The 20998-nt window shown below is 68.2% G+C and carries 22 protein-coding genes; 18 read left to right on the plus strand and 4 right to left on the minus strand.

Annotated features, from left to right (window positions below):
• Positions 1-12: 12 nt before the first annotated feature.
• Entirely contained in the window at positions 13-633 is a 621-nt protein-coding gene (locus tag AC0NZN_RS17415) for a dihydrofolate reductase family protein (protein WP_474593586.1), read from the minus strand.
• Positions 634-732: 99 nt separating this feature from the next.
• Here AC0NZN_RS17415 and AC0NZN_RS17420 point away from each other — a divergent pair, with 99 nt between their 5' ends.
• Positions 733-1134, plus strand: coding sequence for a ribosomal maturation YjgA family protein (locus AC0NZN_RS17420; protein WP_474593587.1), 402 nt, complete (start codon positions 733-735; stop codon positions 1132-1134).
• 96 nt (positions 1135-1230) lie between these two features.
• On the opposite strand, the gene AC0NZN_RS17425 is transcribed toward AC0NZN_RS17420, so the two are convergent.
• A complete protein-coding gene (locus AC0NZN_RS17425) occupies positions 1231-2121 on the minus strand; it encodes a LysR family transcriptional regulator (protein WP_474593588.1) in 891 nt (296 codons plus the stop codon).
• A 70-nt stretch (positions 2122-2191) separates the two neighbouring features.
• Here AC0NZN_RS17425 and AC0NZN_RS17430 point away from each other — a divergent pair, with 70 nt between their 5' ends.
• Positions 2192-3238: a YeiH family protein gene (locus AC0NZN_RS17430; protein WP_474593589.1), complete on the plus strand. Its 1047-nt coding sequence runs from the start codon at positions 2192-2194 to the stop codon at positions 3236-3238.
• A 7-nt stretch (positions 3239-3245) separates the two neighbouring features.
• Positions 3246-4118, plus strand: coding sequence for a PhzF family phenazine biosynthesis protein (locus AC0NZN_RS17435; RefSeq protein ID WP_474593590.1), 873 nt, complete (start codon positions 3246-3248; stop codon positions 4116-4118).
• 93 nt (positions 4119-4211) lie between these two features.
• On the opposite strand, the gene AC0NZN_RS17440 is transcribed toward AC0NZN_RS17435, so the two are convergent.
• Positions 4212-4889: a FadR/GntR family transcriptional regulator gene (locus tag AC0NZN_RS17440; protein WP_474593591.1), complete on the minus strand. Its 678-nt coding sequence runs from the start codon at positions 4887-4889 to the stop codon at positions 4212-4214.
• Between the two features lie 77 nt (positions 4890-4966).
• Here AC0NZN_RS17440 and AC0NZN_RS17445 point away from each other — a divergent pair, with 77 nt between their 5' ends.
• From AC0NZN_RS17445 to manA, 3 genes are all read left to right on the plus strand, one after another.
• Complete coding sequence (locus AC0NZN_RS17445) at positions 4967-5548, plus strand: YdeI/OmpD-associated family protein (protein WP_474593592.1); 582 nt, start codon at positions 4967-4969, stop codon at positions 5546-5548.
• Positions 5549-5622: 74 nt separating this feature from the next.
• Positions 5623-6843, plus strand: a complete 1221-nt coding sequence (locus AC0NZN_RS17450) for a hypothetical protein (protein WP_474593593.1) — start codon at positions 5623-5625, stop codon at positions 6841-6843.
• Between the two features lie 279 nt (positions 6844-7122).
• Complete coding sequence (gene manA, locus AC0NZN_RS17455; RefSeq protein ID WP_474593594.1) at positions 7123-8358, plus strand: mannose-6-phosphate isomerase, class I; 1236 nt, start codon at positions 7123-7125, stop codon at positions 8356-8358.
• A gap of 54 nt (positions 8359-8412) precedes the next feature.
• Here manA and AC0NZN_RS17460 read toward each other — a convergent pair whose 3' ends face one another.
• Entirely contained in the window at positions 8413-10320 is a 1908-nt protein-coding gene (locus AC0NZN_RS17460; protein ID WP_474593595.1) for an adenylyl cyclase, read from the minus strand.
• A gap of 136 nt (positions 10321-10456) precedes the next feature.
• Between AC0NZN_RS17460 and AC0NZN_RS17465 the strand changes: the two genes are divergently transcribed.
• From AC0NZN_RS17465 to AC0NZN_RS17520, 12 genes are all read left to right on the plus strand, one after another.
• Entirely contained in the window at positions 10457-10753 is a 297-nt protein-coding gene (locus AC0NZN_RS17465) for a DUF1905 domain-containing protein (protein ID WP_474593596.1), read from the plus strand.
• A 918-nt stretch (positions 10754-11671) separates the two neighbouring features.
• Positions 11672-12094 (plus strand): type IV pilin protein, encoded by a 423-nt coding sequence (locus AC0NZN_RS17470; protein WP_474593597.1) that lies wholly within the window; start codon positions 11672-11674, stop codon positions 12092-12094.
• Between the two features lie 37 nt (positions 12095-12131).
• On the plus strand, positions 12132-12566 hold the full coding sequence (locus AC0NZN_RS17475) for a type II secretion system protein (protein ID WP_474593598.1): 435 nt from the start codon (positions 12132-12134) through the stop codon (positions 12564-12566).
• A 97-nt stretch (positions 12567-12663) separates the two neighbouring features.
• Entirely contained in the window at positions 12664-13056 is a 393-nt protein-coding gene (locus AC0NZN_RS17480) for a prepilin-type N-terminal cleavage/methylation domain-containing protein (protein ID WP_474593599.1), read from the plus strand.
• Positions 13053-13592 carry a hypothetical protein gene (locus AC0NZN_RS17485; protein ID WP_474593600.1) on the plus strand — a complete coding sequence of 180 codons (540 nt, stop codon included), beginning with the start codon at positions 13053-13055 and terminating at the stop codon, positions 13590-13592. Before AC0NZN_RS17480 ends, AC0NZN_RS17485 begins: the two co-directional genes overlap by 4 nt.
• Positions 13583-15196, plus strand: a complete 1614-nt coding sequence (locus tag AC0NZN_RS17490) for a hypothetical protein (protein WP_474593601.1) — start codon at positions 13583-13585, stop codon at positions 15194-15196. Before AC0NZN_RS17485 ends, AC0NZN_RS17490 begins: the two co-directional genes overlap by 10 nt.
• Before the next feature lies 1 nt (position 15197).
• Entirely contained in the window at positions 15198-16007 is an 810-nt protein-coding gene (locus AC0NZN_RS17495) for a prepilin peptidase (protein WP_474593602.1), read from the plus strand.
• A 42-nt stretch (positions 16008-16049) separates the two neighbouring features.
• Entirely contained in the window at positions 16050-17117 is a 1068-nt protein-coding gene (gene pilM / locus AC0NZN_RS17500; RefSeq protein ID WP_474593603.1) for a pilus assembly protein PilM, read from the plus strand.
• The gene (locus AC0NZN_RS17505) at positions 17117-17839 is read left to right on the plus strand and encodes a hypothetical protein (protein WP_474593604.1); all 723 of its coding nucleotides are present in this window, start codon (positions 17117-17119) and stop codon (positions 17837-17839) included. Before pilM ends, AC0NZN_RS17505 begins: the two co-directional genes overlap by 1 nt.
• The gene (locus AC0NZN_RS17510; protein WP_474593605.1) at positions 17839-18549 is read left to right on the plus strand and encodes a hypothetical protein; all 711 of its coding nucleotides are present in this window, start codon (positions 17839-17841) and stop codon (positions 18547-18549) included. Before AC0NZN_RS17505 ends, AC0NZN_RS17510 begins: the two co-directional genes overlap by 1 nt.
• A gap of 3 nt (positions 18550-18552) precedes the next feature.
• A complete protein-coding gene (locus tag AC0NZN_RS17515) occupies positions 18553-19701 on the plus strand; it encodes a type IV pilus twitching motility protein PilT (protein WP_474593606.1) in 1149 nt (382 codons plus the stop codon).
• Between the two features lies 1 nt (position 19702).
• On the plus strand, positions 19703-20941 hold the full coding sequence (locus AC0NZN_RS17520) for a type II secretion system F family protein (protein ID WP_474593607.1): 1239 nt from the start codon (positions 19703-19705) through the stop codon (positions 20939-20941).
• Positions 20942-20998 lie beyond the last annotated feature (57 nt).

The raw sequence follows: 20998 nt of genomic DNA on the forward strand, positions 1-20998 counted from the left end.
GCCCTGACGGGCTCAGGGCCTCTGCGCGCCGCGCACCGCGTAGCGGTGCATCGTGACGCCCTGATCGAACGACTGCTGCTCGAGCAGGTCGAGCTGCACCGGCTCCATGCGCTCGCCGGACGCGGGCGGGTCGAAGAGCGGACGCCCCTCTCCGAGCACGACGGGATGCGTGAACAGCAGCAGCTCGTCGAGAAGCCCCGCGCGCAGCAGCGCCGTCGCGAGCGTGGCCCCGCCGACGCCGATGTCGCCATCCTGCTCGGCGCGCAGCATCCCGAGCTGCTCCACCACGGTGTCGGTCGATCCCTCGCCGCCGCCGAGGACACGCGTGTTGTGATCTGCGGTCGTGCGTGTGCGCGACACCAGCACCTTCGACGCGTTCGTCCAGATCGCGCCGTACTCGCGCAGGAAATCGGGAAGAGACGCATCCTGGCTCGCGGCCGGCCAGTACGCCTCCATGATCTCGTAGATCTTGCGGCCCTCGATCATCATCGACATCCGCGCGGCGCGCTCGTTGAACTCGCGATGCAGCTTCTCGTCGATGCGCATCCAGTTTCCGCCGCCGTTCTCGTCGGCGACGCGCTCGATCTTCAGGTCGAGCGAGACGTTCATCCAGTACACGAATCGTGCGGTCATCGGCGACCTCTCTCGTTGCGGCTGTTCCTCCGACCCTAGGGCGGGCGGCCGACATGCGGAACGCAGGGGATGCGGGTCGCGATCGGCGAGACTGTGGAGATGACGACCGGAGCCCGCAGACTGACCGCCGTCGCGGCGCTGGTCGTCGTGATCGTCGCGGGGCTCACGGTGCACGGCCTGTCCGGGTCGGCCGCGGTGGACATCGCCGGGGATGCCCTGTATGCGGTCGCCGCCTACGCGTTCGTCGTGGCGATCGCACCCCGGCTTCCAGTGGTGGCCGTCGGGGGCATCGCCCTGGCATGGTGCGTGGCCGTCGAGCTGCTGCAGCTGACCGTCATCCCGCTCGCCGTCGCCGATGCCTTCCCGCCCGCGCGGCTCGTGCTCGGCAGCGGGTTCGACCCGCGCGACCTCGTCGTGTACGCGCTCGCTGCCCTCACCGCCGCGGGAGTGGATGTCCTCGTCCGTCGAGTCGCAGCCTCCCCGCGCCGCACGGCCGGATGACCGAGGCCTCACCCGTCACGTTCCTCGGAGCGAGCCGCTGCTCCTGACAGTCGCACTGCCCGCTCGCCGGTCACGCTCGCCGGCGCGGTGACCCGCTCAGCCGCGCCGCGCGATGGCCACGAGTCGGGCAGCGGCCTCGCTCAGCCCTGCACCTGGCCGGCGGATCGCCCGCAGCGGCCGGGTGAGGTCGAGGCCGGCGATCGGCACCTCGATGAGCTCGCCGCGGGCGATGCAGGGCGCGACGGCGAGTTCGCTGAGCACGGCGGGACCGGCGCCGGCCATGACGCTGACCCGCACGGCGGCGTTGCTGTCGAGCTCGAGCGTGGGCCTCGCGGCGAGGGCGCCGGCCGACCGCAGCGCGGTGTCGAGGGTCGCGCGGGTCCCCGACCCGCTCTCGCGCACGACCAGCGCCGTCTCGGCGAGCTCGGACACCGACACCGATGTCCGGCGCGTCCACGCGTGCCCGGGCGGCACGACGACGACGAGCCGGTCGCGCGCGACGACGGTGCTGACGAGTCCTCCCGGCGCATCCGGAGCCTCGACGAATCCGATCTCGCACGCCCGTGTGCGGACGAGTTCCGCGGCATCGGCGGAGTTGACGACGTGCAGCCGGACGCTCGTGCGGGGGAGTGCGCGCCGCAGCGCCCCGAGCCAGGCAGGTGCGAGGTACTCCGCGACGGTGAGGCTCGCCGCGACTTCGAGCGCCGCATCCCGCTCCTCCCGCAGCGCGCCCGCGGCATCGAGCATCTCGCGCGTGTCGTCGAGCACCCGCCGTGCTCCCTCGGCGATCGCGGCTCCGGCAGGCGTGAGGCGGGAGCCGGTCGGATGCCGGACCACGAGCTCGAGGGCGAGCTCGGTCTCGAGCCGTGCGAGGGTGCGCGTCGCGTTCGGCTGGGCCATCCCGATGTGCCGTGCGGCCGCGCTGAGGCTCCCGCGCTCGGCGATCGCGACGAGCAGCTCGAGCGCCGAGAGATCGGGCCAGGTCATGCCGAAATGATATGCCTCCATGCGGTACCGGCGGCTACCAGGAGGCATGCGGCGCTCGCAGGCTGGATGCGTGGCATCAACGACCCTCCAGCGCACCCGCTCCATCGCTCCCGGCCTGGCGCTCGCGGGGGTGGCGGCCGCCGCATCCTTCGCCCTGGCGACCGTCGTGCACGGACTGAGCGCCCTGCTCGTCGCGATCGTGCTCGGCATCGCGTTCCGCAACCTCGTCCGGCTGCCGGCCAGTGTCGAAGCCGCTCTCGCCCCCGGACTCGGGGTCGCATCGCGCCGCGTTCTGCGGATCGGCATCGTCCTGCTCGGACTCCAGCTCGTCCTCGGCGACATCCTGCGGCTCGGGCCGGGGATGATCGTGGTCGTCGTCGCGATCGTGGCCGTCGGCATCCTGTCGTCCCTGCTGCTCGGGCGACTCCTCCGCATCTCGCCGACGCAGCGGCTGCTCATCGCGTGCGGGTTCTCGATCTGCGGAGCCGCGGCCGTGGCCGCCGTCGACGGCGTGATCGAGGTCGAGGACGATGAGGAGGTCGTCGTCGCCGTCGCCCTCGTCGTGCTCTTCGGGACGCTGATGATCCCGCTCATCCCGCTGGCCGGGCCGGCGCTCGGGCTCGGGCACCTGCAGACCGGCCTGTGGGCCGGCGGGTCGATCCACGAGGTCGCGCAGGTCGTCGCCGCGGGATCCGCGATCGGGGGAGCGGGCCTGGCCGCGGCGGTGGTCGTGAAGCTCGCGCGGGTGCTCATGCTCGCGCCGGTGCTCGCGGTGATCTCCCTGTCGCGTCGGCGGGCTCTGAAGCGGATGGATGCCGGCGGCAGGCGCCCGCCCCTCGTGCCGCTGTTCGTCGTCGGCTTCGTCGCGATGGTGCTGCTGCGCTCGACGGGAGTCGTGCCGGCATCCGTCGTCTCGGTCGCCGGCGGAGTGCAGACCGCGCTCCTGGCCGCGGCGATGTTCGCGCTCGGCGCGGGAGTGCGCGTCTCGATGTTCCGTCGTGTCGGCGTGAAGCCGTTCGTCCTGGCCGCGGGCTCGACGGCGGTCGTCGCATCCGTCGCCCTGGTCGGAGTCCTCCTCGCCGGCTCGTCGGAATGCGGTGTCTGCGGCGGCGGTTGAGCACGGTGTGACCGACGTCGAAGTGCTGCGCATGGCCGTGTTCACGGATCGCCCGGAGGGTGGCAACCCGGCGGGGGTGGTGCTGGATGCCGGGGCCCTCAGCGAGGCCGAGATGCTCGCGATCGCGGCCGACGTCGACTACTCCGAGACGGCCTTCGTCACCGATCGGGCCGCGGACGGCGCGGTCGCGCTGCGGTTCTTCTCGCCGTACGCGGAGGTTCCGTTCTGCGGTCACGCGATCCTCGGCACCGCGGTCGCCCTGGCGGCGCGCGAGGCGGGCCAGGAGTCGTACACCTTCTCGACGCAGGCCGGCGTCATCCGGATCCGCACGCGTCGGACGGAGGGCGGCCTCGTCGAAGCGTCCTTCACGAGCGTCGACCCGGTCGTGAGCGAGCTCGATCCAGACGTGCTCGACCGCCTGCTGGCCCTGCTCACGCTCGACGGGCGCACCGTCGAGCGCGCCGATCTCGCCGAGCAGTATCCGCCGCGCCTCTCGAACGCGGGGAACCCGCATCCGATCGTCGTGTTCTCCGACCGGGATGTCTTCGATCGCCTGGCGTTCGACCCGGAGGCGATGCGAGCCCTCATGGACGAGCAGCGGTGGACCGGGACGGTGACCCTGCTCCTCCCGACGCAAGACGGGTTCGTCGCCCGCAACCCGTTCCCTGTCGGACGGATCACCGAGGATCCCGCGACCGGATCGGCGGCGGCATCCACCGGTGCCTATCTGCGTGAGCTGGGCGACCGGGAGCTTCCCGCACGCATCACCATCCGCCAGGGCGAGCACGTCGGGCGGCCCGGCGTGCTCACGGTCGACATCCCGCGCGAGGGCGGCATCACCGTGAGCGGCACGGCGGTGGAGTTGCCTCCGATCATCTAGCGCCGCGCGTCGCCACACCGTCGCGCGGAGAGCTCCGCGCTCGCGTCCCGGCGCGGATGACCCAGCGCGCGGAAGGCTCCCTGACGGTCACCGTCAGTCCTCCATCAGCTCCTCCGAGCGGATGATGACGTCGAGCGCGGCTTCCTGCGCAGCATCCACGTCGCGGTCGCGAATTGCGTGGAAGAGGGCCTCGTGGCGGTCGGCGCTCGTGGACGCGATCGACATGGAGCCGTGCGAGTTCCGCGAAACGGCGCTGTGGAGGGATGCGTCGAAGCTCGCGTAGATCCCCGCGAGCAGCAGGTTGTGGGATGCCGCGACCACGCCGAGATGGAATGCGACGTCGTGATCGGTGAACGCGTCGGCGTCGCCGCCCCGAGCCGCATCATCCCGGGCGCGGAGCTCCGCCTCGAGGTGGGCGAGATCATCGGCGGTGCGGTTGACCGCGGCCTCGCGCGCCGCGAGCGCATCGAGGGCGCGCCGCACTCGCATGACCTCATGCGCATCGGCCGTGTGGAGGGTGCGGCGCAGTGCCACCTCGGTCGGGTCGTCGGCGACGACATACGTCCCGTCCCCCTGCCGAGTCTCGAGGAGCCCGAGCTGCACGAGCGCCCGCACACCCTCGCGCACGGACGGGCGACTGACACCGAGCCGGGCGACGAGTTCCGCCTCGGTGGGGATGCGGCTGCCGACCTCCCACGCGCCGGAGGTGATCTCGGACTGGAGGCTGTCGACGACGGTGTCGACGAGCGATCGGCGCTGGATCGGTTGCACGATTCCCATCCTCCTCCATGTGGAGAGAGTGGCACCCCGGCGTCCGCCGGGTCGCACCCCCTCGCTAGCATGACCGAATGGCTGACAGGGAACCGTTCGTCGTCGTGGATGTCGTCGCCTGGCGGAGCTGGCTCGATGCCAACGAAGGCATCTCCGAGGGGGTATGGCTCGTCCTGGCGAAGAAGGGGACGACGTCGCCGACCTCGCTCACCTACGCGCAGGCGCTCGACGAGGCTCTGTGCAGCGGCTGGATCGACGGCCAGAAGGCGAGCCTCGACGCGACCACATTTCTTCAGCGATTCACTCCGCGCCGTTCGGCCTCGCTGTGGTCGGCGCGAAACGTCGGCCTCGTCGAGCGCCTGACCGTCGAGGGGAGGATGCGTCCGCGCGGGCAGAGCGAGATCGACCGTGCGAAGAGCGACGGACGCTGGGAGCGCGCCTACGCCGGCGGCGCGACGGCACAGGTTCCCGACGACCTCGCCGCCGCACTGGCGGCCGAGCCCGCCGCGGCGGACCTGTTCGTGCGGCTCGACGCCACGAATCGCTACTCCGTCCTGCATCGCGTGACGACGGCGGCGACGCCCACCACGCGCACCAACCGCATCGAGCGCCTGGTGGCCATGCTCGCGCGCGGCGAGACGCCGCATCCGCGACCCTGACGTGCGGAGGCGATTCGCGAAGATCTTCGAAGCTCGGGCTTGCATGAGTCGAACATAAGACCTAATCTGGACATATGTCAACCCGTGGTGGCTCCGCTTTCCCCGAAGATTTCTTCGACGAAGATCGGGATCGATTCATCGATCCGCGCGACATGTCGGTGAGCGATCTCCTCATGGCGGCGACGCCGCGCCCGCCCATGGAGGTCATGCTGGATGGCCTGTTGAACGACGTCGCAGACCAACTCGACGTGAACCGCCTCGCCGCGCTGCGAGCGCTGCACATCCTCGAGGCGATAGAGGTCGCACGTGCGCATCCGTATGTGTACACGGTCGCGACCGGCGCGCACGCCGCGGACTACGCCGAGAGCGCAGTGCTGCTCGACCTGTCACTACGTCTCGCCCAGTCCGAGACGGCGCTTCGGGATGCGGTGCGCATCTGCCGCGACGCGCGAGAGCACCTGCCATCGCTGTGGCGCCGCGCGGAGGAGGGATTCATCGCGCTGGGGCTGGTCGACGCCGCACTGATGGGTGCGTATCGGCTCCAACCCGGAGGGCCCACGGGAGATGCCGGACGGGGTGCCGCGTCAGCAGCCCATGCGGCCCAGTCCGTCGACGAACTCGATGCGAAGACGAGCGAGTGGGCTCCGGCGGTGACGCCGGGTTCGTTCCGCAGCCGGCTGAGTCGTCTGCTCGGACGGCTCGATGCCCGCTCACCGGAGGCGCGGCACGCCCACGCCATGGAAGATCGCGCCATGATCCGCCGCTCGCTACCCGACGGCATGGCTGAACTGAGTCTGACCGCGAGCGCCGAGAGCATCGCCGCTGTGTGGGGCCGCCTCACGTCGACGGCGAAGCATCAGGCGAAGAACCGGGAAGAGAGGCGGGCCCGCGATCAGATCCGCGCCGACCTTGCCGTCGCCTGGCTCCGCGGCACCGGGACGTCCACTGCGGTGAAGACGAAGGTCTATGTGACCGTGCCGGTCGGCGTCCTCGCCGGGCTGACGGTGGATGAGCACGGTCGATGCACCGCGTGCGGCGGCACGGGGCATCCGGAGTCCGCCCGGATCGTCGGCGGCGACGACATCGACCGCCCGCCTTGCGGCGACGCAGCTGTTCATGGAGGCGACAGCCTTCCGGCGTGTGATCGTCGACCCGGTCCGCTCGGTGGTCGTCGACATGGATCGCCGCACCTACCGCCCGACGCAGGCGCAGCGGGACTGGCTGATCCTCCAGCACGGGACGTGCGCCCGCGACGGATGCACCCGTCTCGCCCTGCGGTGCGACATCGACCATGATCACGAGTGGGCGCGCGGAGGCCTCACGAACCTGGACAACGAACGTCTGCTCTGCCCGCGCGACCATGCGATCAGGCACCGCACCCGATTCCGGTATCGCACGCGCCCCAATCGCTCCGTCGAAGTGATCACGCCGACCGGTCACAGGACCCACGAGCCGCCACCCTTCTGATCGCCCCGGCGACGCGTCAGCCGGCGCGGCGCGGGGTGCTCCTCACACACGCACCTCGATCGACCCTGCACTCCGTTCGAGGATTCATCGGCGAGACTGGATGCATCATGCCTGCGCCGATGCTCATCCCGATCGACAACGACCCGCGCGACTACGCCTGGGGCCAGCCCGGAGGGATCTCGCGACTCCTCGGCCGAGACGCCACTGACGCCGCAGAAGCCGAACTCTGGCTCGGCGCCCACCCCCTCTCGCCGAGCCGCATCGTCGAAGCCGAGGCCGCAACCGCAGCCGCAACCGCAGCCGCCGCCGAAACCGAAAACGGCCGCGCCAACCCGCGAGACCTCCACGCCTGGGAGACCGCATCGGGCATCCGACTCGCATTCCTGCTGAAGATCCTCGCGGCCGCGCATCCACTCTCGCTGCAAGCGCATCCCACCCCCGAGCAGGCAGCGGAGGGCTTCGAGCGCGAAGAGGCCGCCGGCATCCCGCGCGACGCCGCTGTCCGCAACTACAAGGATCCCTTCGCGAAGCCCGAGGTCATCGTCGCTCTCGAGGACGGGTTCGAGGCGCTCTGCGGGTTCCGTCCGGTCGATGAGGTCCTCTCGCTGATCGATGCGCTCGAGCTCCGCGCGCCCGACCCCATCTTCGGCGCCTGGCGCGAGCGCGTCGAGCGGTCGATCGAGGAGGCGTTCGTCTGGCTCCTCTCCGGCGAGCCCGAGTCGAAGACGCTCGTCGATCTCCTCACCGACGTCTCCTCGACAGGCCCGCAACACGACCCCGCACCCCACAACCCCGCAGCCCACACGCCCGGAGCCCACGCCCGCGACCTCGCACTCCTCGATCGCCTCGTCGCGGAGTACCCGGGCGATCCCGGTATCCCCGTCGCGCTCATGCTCAACCATGCGACGCTCGCCGCCGGCGAGGCGCTGTGGCTGCCGGCGGGCAACATCCACGCCTACCTGCTCGGCCTCGGCGTCGAGATCATGGGCCCGAGCGACAATGTGCTGCGCGGCGGCTTCACGCCCAAGCACATCGACGTCCCCGAGCTGCGCCGTGTGCTCGACTTCACCCCCGGCGGCGTCCCCCGCCTCGAGCCGGAACGCCTCGGCGACAACATCCTCGCCTACCGTCCGCCCGCCGGCTTCGAGCTGTATGCCGTCACCGGCGACGCGCGCGCCGACATCGAGGCGGCCGGCATCGCCATGGTCGTCGAGGGCGAGTTCGACCTCGCCACGGGTGACGAATGGATGCGGCTTCCCCGCGGCTCTTTCGCGCTCGTGGCCGACGCGGCATCCCTCACCATCACCGGCACCGGCCGGCTCTTCCTCGCCGCCGGTCGCTGAGCGGAAGGATCGGCCGAGGTGCACAGCACCTCGGCCGACCCGAACGACCACCGACTACGGAGCCGGGTACCTCACGACGAACCGCGGTTGCCCGATGTTCGAGGTGTCCGCCTGTCCGCCGACGCCGTTCACCACGTGCTGGATCGTCCCCGCTGACAGGTTGACGGTCATGATGTGGTTGAGCACGACCCCGGGCGCGTCCGGCACCGAGAACCCGTTCGCCGTCACGATGGACGGGTTGTTCTGGTTGAAGACGTACACGCCGCCGCCGTCGAGCTCGTGCGTGGTCACGCCTGCGCCGACCGCGTAGCCCGGGTATCCGAGCGTCCCGTCGGGCTGCGTCCAGTCCGCCTGTGTGGGCGGGTCGTACGGCAGCTCGTTCTGGAAGAAGATCACGCGGCCGCCGTTGCCGTTCCAGAGCACGTTGTACGTCTGGAAGTGCTCGACGAACAGACCTGTCGCGGTCACGTCCGTCCCGTTCACGATCACGCCCGTCGTCCCGGTGTTGGTGTTCCACCGGTCGGTGTCGCCGTTCACGCCGTTCGTGAATCCTTCGATGCCGTGGTCGGCGCGCCACACCCAGGTGTGATCGATCAGCACGTTGTCCGCATCCACCTTCAGCGCGGTCGTGGTCTTGCCGACGTGCGGCCCTCCGACGCGGAAGTACACATCGCTGAGCGTGATCGGGTTCGCGGCATCCATCGGCTTGCCCACATGGGGTCGCCCGACCTGGAGCAGGGTCGAAGACAGCGTCGCTCCCGCGTCGAAGGTCACACCGGCGACGATCGCGCCGTCGACGTCCGCGACCTGCAGCGGGGTCGCGCCGCCCACCGACGTGAGAGTCGCGTGCCCCATGCCGAGCACGACCGCGTTCGGGCGCTTCACCTGGATCGTCTTGTCGATGTCGTAGATGCCCGGTGTCAGCAGCAGGTTCTTCCCTTGCGCCAGGGCCGCGTTGATCGTCGAGACCGCATCGCCGGGCTTCGCGATGTAGAAGTCGGTGATGGGGATGCTGCGACCCGGCGTCACGCCGTTCGCCCACGACACTCCGGACGTGGACTGCTCCGCCGCCGGCACCCGCACATTCCAGCGACCCTGGTCGTCGACGTAGAGGTACGGCTTCTCGCGGCTGATCGGCGTCTTGTCGACGACCGTGTACGGGTTCGGCGACGGGAACGTCTCCGCCGGGGCACCCGTGACACCCGAGAACACCTGGTTCCACACGCCGTTCGACCACCCGCCGAGCACACTGTTGCGGGTGAGCCACTGCTGCTGCGATCCGCTGATCGTGAACGGCAGCTTCGAGTCGGCGATGAAGCCGCCGCTCGCATACTGCGGACCGGCGGTGCAGTAGTCCATCAGCGACACGTTCGCGCCGGAGATGTCGAGGCGCCGCATCGAGACCGCCTGCGAGACGGCCCAGAAGTTCGCGCTCGACCGGCATCCGTCCTGGCCGGCCTTGTCGATGTGCAGGGCGAGGTTCGACACCGTGCGCCAGAAGTTGTCGAGCGCGAGGCAGTTCGACGTGCCGCCGCCGCCGAGGCACCGGTTGTAGACCTCCATCGCGCCGGTCAGCGTGACGTCGTCGGGGTTCTGCCCGAGCCCGGCGACCTCGGTGTAGTAGCCGACCTCGAACTGCAGCGGATCGGCGGTGGTGCCGTACTGCCCGGGCAGGAAGTACACGGCCTTGCGCGCGCTGCCCATCTCGTCGTTGCGCTGCTGGTCAGCGATGGCGTGCAGCGTGTCACGCACCTCGGACGGGGGAGTGGCCGGTGAGAAGACGGTCACGTTGGGTCCGAAATCGGGATGCGTCGGGTCGACGCTCTGAGGCGGAGCCGCGGTTGCGGCGCCGGCGGACATCAGCGATGCCGCGACGAGGGCGGTGCCGGCGAGCGCTGCGGTCGCCCATCGGGCGATCCGGCGGCGGTGCTCGCGCGGCCGGCGGTGGGGGGTGGGGGTCATGCTTTTCCTCTCCGTCGAGGGATGGATGACTTACTGACAGGAAGGTAACCTATGGCGAAGTCCCTGTCGACACCTGTTACGTGGCGGAGCCGCCCGCAACACCCGGGGGTCGCACCCTCCGACTACGCTCCACCTCATGCTGATCGAGTTCGAGGGGGAAGTCTGGCGCTGGGATGCGCGCACCGACTCCTGGTTCTTCACGTCGCTGCCGCCCGAGCTGAGCGCCGACATCCGCGAGATCCCACGGCCGCAGCGCGGCTTCGGATCCGTGCGCGTGCGCGCCCGCATCGGCGGGTCGAGCTGGACGACCTCGATCTTTCCCGACTCGGGTCGCGAGGCGTATGTGCTGCCGCTGAAGAGGGCGGTGCGGGATGCCGAGTCCCTCGGCGAGGGTGACCTCGCGGTGGTGGCGCTCGAGGTACTCGACGCATAGTCATCGCACGACCGCCTTCGGCGGTGTGGTTGTTCGGAACCCTGAGGAGAACCTGAGCCGCGGCGCATTGACCGTCGGTCCTGTTCCGCCCAAGATCGATGAAGGGGGAACGCGGAGCACCTTTCAGGGGGGAAGCGACGACGCGCCCGGCCACCGTTCGGAGGATCGGCGGCCGGGCGTATCGCTTTCGTGGGGAACTGCTGTGCCTGCCCGTCCCTCGAAACTTTGGCAAATCTTGAGGCATTCGGCATTGACGTCGGCCCTCTCCCTCCGGAGAATCAGAGGTGGGACTTGAATCACGGCTGGGGCTACGAGCATCTCCCACTCTGGGGAATTGACGCATCTGCTCTCGATACGCAGTGCGGGATGCGTCTACTCGCTGATCATGGCGACCTCGCTTTGCGAGAATCCGTCACGGCAGCGTTAGCGGACATCGTCGCGATCAGCGGGTTCCCGGACCGGAACGGCGGACTACCGCACGCCGCAGCCGACGACCCGGTAGATCGCCGAATCGCCTGCACGATACGCGAGTTCCACGTTCGGCGATGAGGCCAGGTTCTGCACGCCGGAGGCTCCGATCTCGTGGATTGACGCGATCCGATCGCTATCGCCTCGACTGCATTCCATGGCCGGCCGCCCTCATGGTCGGCATCCGAATGTCGGCGACTTTTCGGCTGATCGGCGGGCATATCGCCAGCAGCAGACGGAAGAGAACCCTGAGGAAAAGCTGAGCCGTTTTGCATTGACTATGTGTCTTGCGCACCCCCAGAATTCGAATTGGAGATGCGGCGAACCGCCTTGGTGAGGCTGCAGATCTCGTCTTGGGGGCGACCGGCAAAAACCCGACTGTCGGTCACGGTAGATCGGTGTGTCGTGCCCGGACGCCTCTGTATCCATCACCTATGGGGGAGCAATCACATGCTTGCTGCGCGCAATCACATCGAAGCCGCGAAGCGGCGCAAGAAAGAAGAGACCGGCGAGGACGGCTTCTCGCTCATCGAACTCATTGTTGTCGTCATCATCCTCGGCATCCTCGCCGCGATTGCGATTCCGATCTTCCTCGGCATCCAGCAGCAGTCGAAAGACAACGCGATGAAGGGCATCGCCGGTAACGCTGCTAGCGCTGTTGCAGCTGCGATCGGAAACGGAAAGACACCGACATTCCCCGGCACGGGAACCATCACCGACGGCACGAACAACATCTTCAAGACGGGCGACGCCGTCCTCACCAACTCGGGCGGCACGGCGATTGACACGTTCTGCGTCAATGCCACGGCCGTCGGGGCGACGAACGCGACTCTTACCGGAGCCGCTGTCGCTCAGTCCGGCCCCGGCTGCTAACAGTCCGACTCACACACCAACCAAGAAGGAACAAGACATGCGCACCATGAACTATTACGTCGCCGCAGCCGAGCAGCGCCGTCAGGACGGCGAAGAGGGCTTCTCGCTCATCGAGCTCATCGTCGTCGTCATCATCCTCGGCATCCTCGCTGCCATCGCGATTCCGATCTTCCTCGGCATCCAGGGCTCCGCGAAGGACAACGCGCTGAAGGGCATCGCTGCTAACGCTGCCAGCGCCGTCGCGGCGTCGATCGGGAACGGAAACACCCCGGCTGTCGCGGCTGGCGGAGCGTCGATTACGGATGGAACGGCCGCCGCGCTGACGATCTTCAAGACGAGCGACGCCACGCTCGCTTTGAGCAACCCGAGCAAGATCGACGCGTTCTGTGTCACCGCGACTGCTGCAGGGTCCACCACGGGCGCACCGAGCGGCACGCCCGCTGGCACTCAGAAGTCCGGTCCCGGCTGCTGATACCAGCCTGGCCTCCAGCGCCGGCGACGACGTCGCCGGCGCTGGAGGCATCCTCAGACTCACGCTTGGGAGGGGGTGAGAGCTGATGTCTCGTTCCATGGACGATTCAGAGCACGGAGTGAGCCTCGTCGAGGTGATCATCAGCGTGATCCTGCTGGGTCTCCTGGCGATCGCTCTCCTGCCCCTGCTCTATCAGGGCATCAATTACTCTGCGCAGCAGTCCGCCACGGCGACGGCGACGCGCCAGATCAGTGCCCTCATGGACGCACTACGGGTGGACCACCCGACGTGCGCGATCATCTCCGCGAACACCGGGACGAAATCGTACACGGACGGGTCGGGTCGGGCGTTCACCGTCACCGGAACGTTCACCGTGACCCCACCAGCGGTCGTGTGCGGCTCCAACACGACGGTCACCGTGACCTACAAGGCTGTGAACAGCTCGGGCACCCAGCTCAGCTGGGCAACGGGTCTGGTGTACGTTCCATGAATCACAACCTTGTGCAGGTCACTGCCGACGATGACGGTATCAGCCTCATCGAACTCATCATGTATATGATCCTGAGCGCGTTGGTCGCCTCGGTGATCGTCATGGTGGTCGTCAACATGTTCCGCGCTCAGGACCAGGTGATGTCCCAGACGTCGGGCACGAGCCGGGGACAGCTCGTCGCCGGAACCCTCGAACGATCGCTCCGCAATGCCCTCGTCTACGACATCTCGCCCGACGGCACGACGCTCATGGTGCGGACGAGCCTCGACAACAGCCTCGTCTGTCAAGGCTTCCGTATCACGACCGGCGGCGGCGCCCAGTTCATCCAGACTTCCGGCGCGCTGCCCGCCGCATCCACCTGGCCGACGTGGCAATCTGGCGTCGCCCAGCACGGCACCGACCCGTTCTTCTGGACCACGGTGACGAGCAACGCTGTCTACTACGACTTCGATTCCACAACCCACTCCGCTCCGGTGCATTTCGCCGGGTCGATCGCACCACGCAACGCCACGGGGGTGACCTCACCATGCTGGTGATCCACAACGCGCTCCGGCGCATCCGCTCGCTGCGAGGCCGTCAGCAGGCGACTCCCACCGACGACGGAGCGGTCCTGTTCGCTGTGCTCATGGTCATGCTCGTCGGTGTCATCGCGTCGGTCGTGATCGTCGGCACCGTGATCTTCACGACGCAGTTCAACTCGCGCAACCACAGCAACCTTCAGGCGTTCGTCGCCGCGGAGTCCGGGCGCGACGCCGCCGTCGCTTCGCTCAACGCGGCGGGCGGCTGCTCGGCGACGTCCTTCACGCACACCGGCACGGACCCGGTGTACTCATCGACCATCTACCCGTCGACGGATCCGACGCAGCCCAAGACCTCGGCAGGACTCACCGCCGCCTGCCCCGATATCAACAGCAACTGGGTCGTCATCACGTCGACGGGCACGGGCACCAACGGCGACACGACGACGATCGACGCGGTCTACCCGTGGAAGAAGACCTATCAGGACTCGGCGGGCGGCGTGCTCACCTACTTCGGCGGATCGGTCTCGTCGATGTCGTCGAACTACAGCGGCGACCTCGTCGTGCGGTCGGGCGACTACACGTGCCCGAACAGCGGCACGATCACGGGAGACCTGTACGTCACGAACGGAAGCGCCGGGTTCAGCACGAGTTGCACGATCACGGGCGACGTATACGTGGCGAACAACGTGAGCACCAACAGTCAGTCGGTCACGATCACCGGGTCGATCCAAGCAGGTGGTTACGTCGACCTGCCCTCGAACGGCTTCACCATCGGGTCTACAGCGGGAACCGGGAACATCACCGCCGGCGGCTACGTCAACCTGTCCGGGACCGGCTCGAGCACCGGAACCGTCAAGGGGAACCTGCAGGCGGCTACCTCCATCACCGTGGACACGAGCAAATGGACGGTGTCGGGCACGAAGTCGCCGAACACCGCATTCCCCGGCTTCTATCCGACGATGGCGTGGGTGAAGGACGTCACGAAGTGGGTCGACCTCGACGGCGCATCCGGCTGGAACCCCAGCCAGACGGTCAACCCGTGCTCTCTCAGCAACGCGCAGCTCATGGCGTACATGACCGCCGGCACCGGCACCCTCATGTTCGACTACACGACGTGCGGCAACAAGGCGACGATCGCCCTGCCCTCGGGTGCGCTCACGCGCGATGTGATCTTCATCGTGCCAACTGCCTCCCGCATGGACGTCACACTGTCGGGCAACCTCACCAGCAGCATCCCGGCGACGACGCACCAGGTGCTGTTCGTGCACAGCGACGCCAGCCGCAATCTCGTTGGCGGAGAGCCTCAGCCCGACTGCGGGAACGGCAGCACGAAGGACAAGTTCGGTGTGGACACTGGCGTGAACGTCACCACGACCAAGGTCATGGTCTACTCGGCATGTGGGCTCACCGGGAACGTCAACTCCACCTTTGACGGTCAGCTCTATGTCGGATCGTCGGGCCTTACGTTCGGCAATGGGGCCACATATGCGTGCCAGTCGATGACCTGGCCGCCGGCGTTCCCGAAGTTTGGATGCCGCATCCGAGGTGGATCCGACCCGATCCTCGTCACTACCATCGTGCAGACCCTCGGCGGCCGCCTGTCGCAGAGTGAGAGGTGACATGAACACTCTCCTCGTCGTCCTCGCCACCGCCCTCGGTCTCGTGATCGGCTCTTTCCTCAACGTGCTCGCGTACCGCGTGCCCGAGGCCGTGCCGCTCACCCGGGAGAGCCGCTGCCCGCACTGCGACACGGCGATCAAGCCGTGGCACAACGTGCCTGTCCTCGGCTGGTTCGTGCTACGCGGTCGCTGCGCTTCGTGCGGGTCGCCGATCTCGGCGAGGTACCCGCTCGTCGAAGCAGCCACGGGGGTTGTCTTCGGAGTCGTCACCTGGGTAGCGCTCAGCACCGCGCCGCTCACGCTCTCCGGAGGCATCCAGCTCGCGGCATATCTCTACTTCGCCGCGATCAGCATCGTGCTCACGCTCATCGACCTCGATAGGCACCGGCTGCCGAACGCGATCGTGCTGCCGAGCTACCTCGTCGCGATCGCTCTCTTCGCATCGGCCTGCGTCGCCGGTGCCGACTGGCAGAACCTCGTGCGGGCCGGCGTCGGTATGGCGGGGCTATACGTGTTCTATTTCCTGATCCGCATGATCGGACGCCGCGGCATGGGCGGCGGCGACGTCAAGCTGGCGGGCGTCGTCGGCCTCTACCTCGGGTGGATCGGTTGGGGTGCGCTCGTCGTCGGCGCCTTTGCCGCGTTCGCCCTGGGCGGCGTCTTCGGGCTCGCACTCATCCTCGCGCGCCGCGCGTCGCGGAAGAGCGCCATCCCGTTCGGACCGTGGATGCTCGCGGGCGCTTGGGTCGGCATCATCGCAGGCGAGATGATCGGCCGCTGGTACACCGGGCTGCTGCATGTCGGTCCGTGACAGATTTCCGCGCGGAGGGGCGCGGAAGGGAGGGATGTGATCGTGGCGAACACTCGTGTGGGCATCGAGATCACTGAGGAGAGCGTGCGTGCCGTCGAGGTGACTGTCGGGCGCCGCCCCACGGTCGTGGCTTGCGGTGAAGTGCCGCTGCCGGTCGACGCGGCGAAAGACTCCGAAGTGATCGACCGCGACGCGGTTGCACTGGCCGTGCGCACTTTGTGGGTCCAGGCGGGCTTCAGGAGCCGGAACGTCGTGCTCGGCGTCGGCAGTCGTCGCATTCTCGTGCGCGAGCACATCGCGCCGAAGATCGCGCCGAACCTGATGCGAGAAGCGCTGCCGTTCCAGGTGCAGGATCTGCTGCCGGTGCCGGTCAATCAGGCTGTGCTCGACTTCTATCCGATCGCCGAAACCGGCGGCGAGGTGCAGGGCCTTCTCGTCGCCGCGGTGGCCGAGACGATCGAAGACCTCATCGACACGCTCAAGAAGGCACGATTGAAGGTGGATGCCGTCGACCTGACTCCTTTCGGTCTCGCCCGCATCGCGGGTGTGCTCTCGCCGGGCGGGGAACCGACCGCGATGATCCATGTCGGCGAGCACACGACATTCGTCGTGATCGCGCAGGCAGGCATTCCGCGGTTCGTGCGGATCATCCCTGCAGAGATTCCCACGGCGGCCACGCGGCGCCGAGAGGTGATCGAAGCACCGGTACCGGAGCCCGAGCCTGTGTTCGCCGGCATCGCCGATCCGGCCGACGGCACCCCGGCGACGAGGCGGTCGGCGCTGCGGCTGGCCTCGGCTGACGTGCGCGCGCGCAGCGTTGAGGTCGATCAGGAGTGGAAGGCGATCACCGACCTCGTCAACCGCGTGCGGTCGACGCTCGGGTATTACGGCGGCAAGCCCGATTCGGCACCTCTTGAGTCGATCCGGCTTACCGGGGCGGGAGCGGCGAACCCCACGATCGTGACGGCGTTGTCGAGCGCCACGGGGCTTCCGACGCACGTGCTCGCCCTCGGCGATCTCGTGCCGTTCCGTGGGGCCGGCCAGCCTGTCGGCGAAGCCGCATACAACCTTGTCACGACCTTCGGCATCGCATACGGGGAGGGCAACTGATGGCCGTGTCGCCCATACCGGCGTTCGCGGGCACGCCGCGCGTCAACCTGCTGCCCCGCGCCGAGATCGAGCGCCGGCAGCTGTCCCGTCTTCTCCGCCGCTGGGCCTGGGCGGTCGTCGCCGTGGTGGTCGTGCTGGCGCTCCTCGCAGTGGCGGTGACGGGACTGCTCGTCGTCTCGCTCGCGACCCTCGGCGCCGAGGTGCAGCGAACGACCGCTCTACAGAGCGACCTTGCGAAGCTCTCCGACGTCCGGGACGCGCTCGGCGTGCAGAAGGAGCTCGGCACGTTCGCCGCCGAATCCACCGCCACAGACGTGGAATGGTCGCGCACGCTGACTGCTCTCATCAGTGCGCTGCCCTCGGGCGTCACGCTGACCGGTTTCACGCTCGCGCCGGGTGCGATCCCGGCCGGTCTGGCCGCCTCCGGCACAGCTGGGGCATCCGGATCCTCCGGTTCCGGGGCTTCCGCTCCCGCGGATGAGCCGAAGGCGGCCGGACTCCGCGGCACACTCACGATGGTGAGCCCGAACGCGGTGGACCTCGCCTCTGTCATCCGCACGCTCCGTACAGTCGACGGTGTCATCGCCGCCGACGGCACCGACCTGACCGGAAAGGGCGCGAGTGGCACGGGTGCCGCAGCCACGCAGGCGACCTACACATACCAGCTCACCGTGACGCTCGACCAGTCGGTGTACACGACCGCACCGAAGGGAGCGAAGTGATGCGTCTTTCCAAGCAGCTCGTCAACGTGCTGGGCATCGTGATCGTCGTAGGTCTGCTCGCCGCTGGCATCGCGCTCATCGCAGTGCCGCTGTTCCTCCAGTCGCAGGCGACCCAGATGCAGGCGGTCACGGTGCGCGGCACGAACTCGACGTACGAGGCGCAGATCGCCGCGTTGACGAAGGCGAAGGAGGGGTACGACGGGATCAAGAGCAGTGTCGCAGGCTTGCGCGCACAGCTTCCCGCGACGCCGCAGACGGACGACGTGTTCGAACTCGTCGCGAATGCCGCCGCGACCGCGGGCGCAGAAGTCACCGGCGTGCAGATCGCCGAGACCGGACCATACGCACCGCGTACCCCCGATGTCGCCATCGTGGCGGCGGGAGGCACAGTCGCTGCTCCCGCTCCGGCTTCCACTCCAGCCGCGACCCCGGCGCCGAGCCCGTCGGCAACGGCGGAAGGCGGCGCATCCGCGTCGGGCGCCACCGGCTCGACGTCAGGAGCCCCGGTGGCTGCGCCATCCACGCGGGTACAGATCGTGGTGAAGATCGCTGTGAATGTGCCCGACCCGGGTGCGGCGGCGACGTTTCTGGATGCGCTCCAGAAGGGCACGCGTATCGTGACCGTGAACACGAGCACCCTGGCGGTGACCGGCACGGAGATGAAGCTCACGGTCGACGCCCTGACGTATCTCGACGCGGTGAAGGGCTGACCGATGAGCGACATCACCGCCCTCAACCGGCTGCTCGGCATCGCGGCGGAGGCCGAGGCGTCCGACGTGCATCTCACAGCCAACTGGCCACCGGCCATGCGGCTCGACGGCGACCTGATGCCGATCCCCGGGTTCACCGATCCGCTGCCCGCGAACTGGGTCGAGCAGGCACTCGCCTCGATCATGTCGCCCGAGCAGCGGTCGGTGTTCGAGAAGACCGGAGAGACCGACCTCGCGCACACCGCGCCCGGGGTCGGCCGCTTCCGCGTCAACGTATTCCGCCAGGTCGGGCACGTTGCCGCGGCGTTCCGGCTCATTCCGACGAAGGCGATGACGCTCGAAGAGCTCGGCGCGCCGGCGATCGCGGGCGAGCTCGCCCTCAAGCCGCGCGGACTCGTGCTCGTCACGGGGCCGACCGGCTCGGGCAAGTCGACGACGCTGGCCGCGATGATCGACATCGTCAACCAGCTCAAGCCGTCGCACATCATCACGCTGGAAGACCCGATCGAGTTTCAGCACACGAGCAAGCGGTCGCTCATCCACCAGCGTGAGATCGGGTCGGACACGCGCTCGTTCGCCGAGGCTCTGCGACGTATTCTCCGCCAGGACCCGGATGTGATCCTCATCGGCGAGCTCCGCGACCCCGAGTCGATTGCGACGGCCCTGTCGGCGGCCGAGACCGGCCACCTCGTGCTCTCGACGCTGCACACGCAGGGTGCTTCGAAGAGCATCAACCGCATCGTCGACGTGTTCCCGTCGCACCAGCAGGACCAGGTCCGCACGCAGCTCGGCGACACGCTGCAGGGCATCATCAGCCAGACGCTGCTTCCTCTCGCGCAGTCCGACGGGCGCACGATCGCGACCGAAGTCCTCGTCAACACCCCGGCGATCGCGAACCTCATCCGTGAGGGGCAGATCCCGCAGATCTACTCCGCGATGCAGGCGGGTTCGAGTCTCGGCATGCACACGCTCGACCAGGATCTGCGCCGGCTCGTCGAAGAGGGCGTCGTCGCATCGCACGTCGCCCGGCAGGCCGCGGTCGACCCTTCGACGCTCGACGGGGCGCGCGTGCGACCCCGCGACCTCGACATCGACGCGTGGGCATCGCACTCGGGCGGGCGGCGTGCACGCCGCGAGGGGATCGGAGCCTGACATGCCCATCGTGCAGGAGTACACGTACCGCGCGATCAATCCCGCAGGGGGGCCGGTGGTCAAGGGGACGCTCGAGGCCGCGAGCGAGACCGCGGTCTCGGCCAAGCTCAAGGCCCAGGGTCTTACTCCGCTGGACGTCACGGCGGTGTCGAAGACCGGCCTGAACCAGGAGATCAAGATCCCCGGGTTCGAGAAGAGGGTCAAGGTCGACGCCCTCGCGATGTTCGCCAAGCAGCTCGCTGGGCTCATCAACGCGGGCCTGCCGCTCATGCGGTGCCTCACGATTCTGGTCGAGCAGACCGAGAACAAGCAGCTGCAGAGCGCGCTCGTGAAGGTGCAGGCGGATGTCGAGTCGGGCTCGCCGTTCTCGGTCGCCCTGGGGAAACAGCCGAAGATCTTCCCGCCGCTCATGATCTCGATCGTGCGCGTCGGCGAGACGGGCGGATTCCTCGGGCAGTCGCTCACCTCGATCGCCGAGACGTATCAGAACGAAGCCGAGCTGCACAACAAGATCCGGTCGGCGACGACCTATCCGATCATCGTGTTCGTCATCGCGATTCTCGGCATGCTCGCGATGGTCACGTTCGTCGTGCCGATCTTCGAAGGGATGTTCAAGGGGCTCGGCACAGATCTGCCCCTCCCGACCCAAATCCTCGTGATCATCTCGCACAACATGGTGTGGATCCTGCCGGTGCTCGTGATCCTTGTGCTTGTCGCGGTCGGCTGGTGGTCCCGCAAGAAGGACACCGAAGGCTTCCGCAAGCGCGTGGACCCGCTCAAGCTCAAGCTTCCCGTGTTCGGACCGCTTATGACGAAGATCGCCGTCGCCCGCTTCGCGCGCAATCTGTCGATGATGCTCACGGCGGGTGTGCCGCTCATCCAGGCGCTGTCGATCGTGGCCCAGGCATCCAACAACTGGGCCATCGAGCAGGCGGTCGAGAAGATCCAGGAGTCGGTGCGCCAGGGCAAGTCGTTCGCCGTCCCGCTGGCCAAGGCGAACATCTTCCCCACGATGGTGTCGCAGATGGTGTCGGTCGGCGAGGAGTCCGGCACCCTCTCCGACATGCTCGCGAGCATCGCCGACTTCTACGAGAACGAGGTCGAGACGGCGACCGAGCAGCTCACGGCGACGATCGAGCCGATCCTGATCGTCGGCGTCGGCATCCTCATCGGCGGCATGGTCATCTCGCTCTACCTGCCGATCTTCACGCTGTACGGAGATCTCTCGAAGCAACACTGACGTTGCGATCTCTCTCGATCTTCGGCGGGCTCAGGGCCCCCCTCCTTTTCGGTCCTG

This window comes from Microbacterium sp. sgz311019, assembly GCF_056135325.1.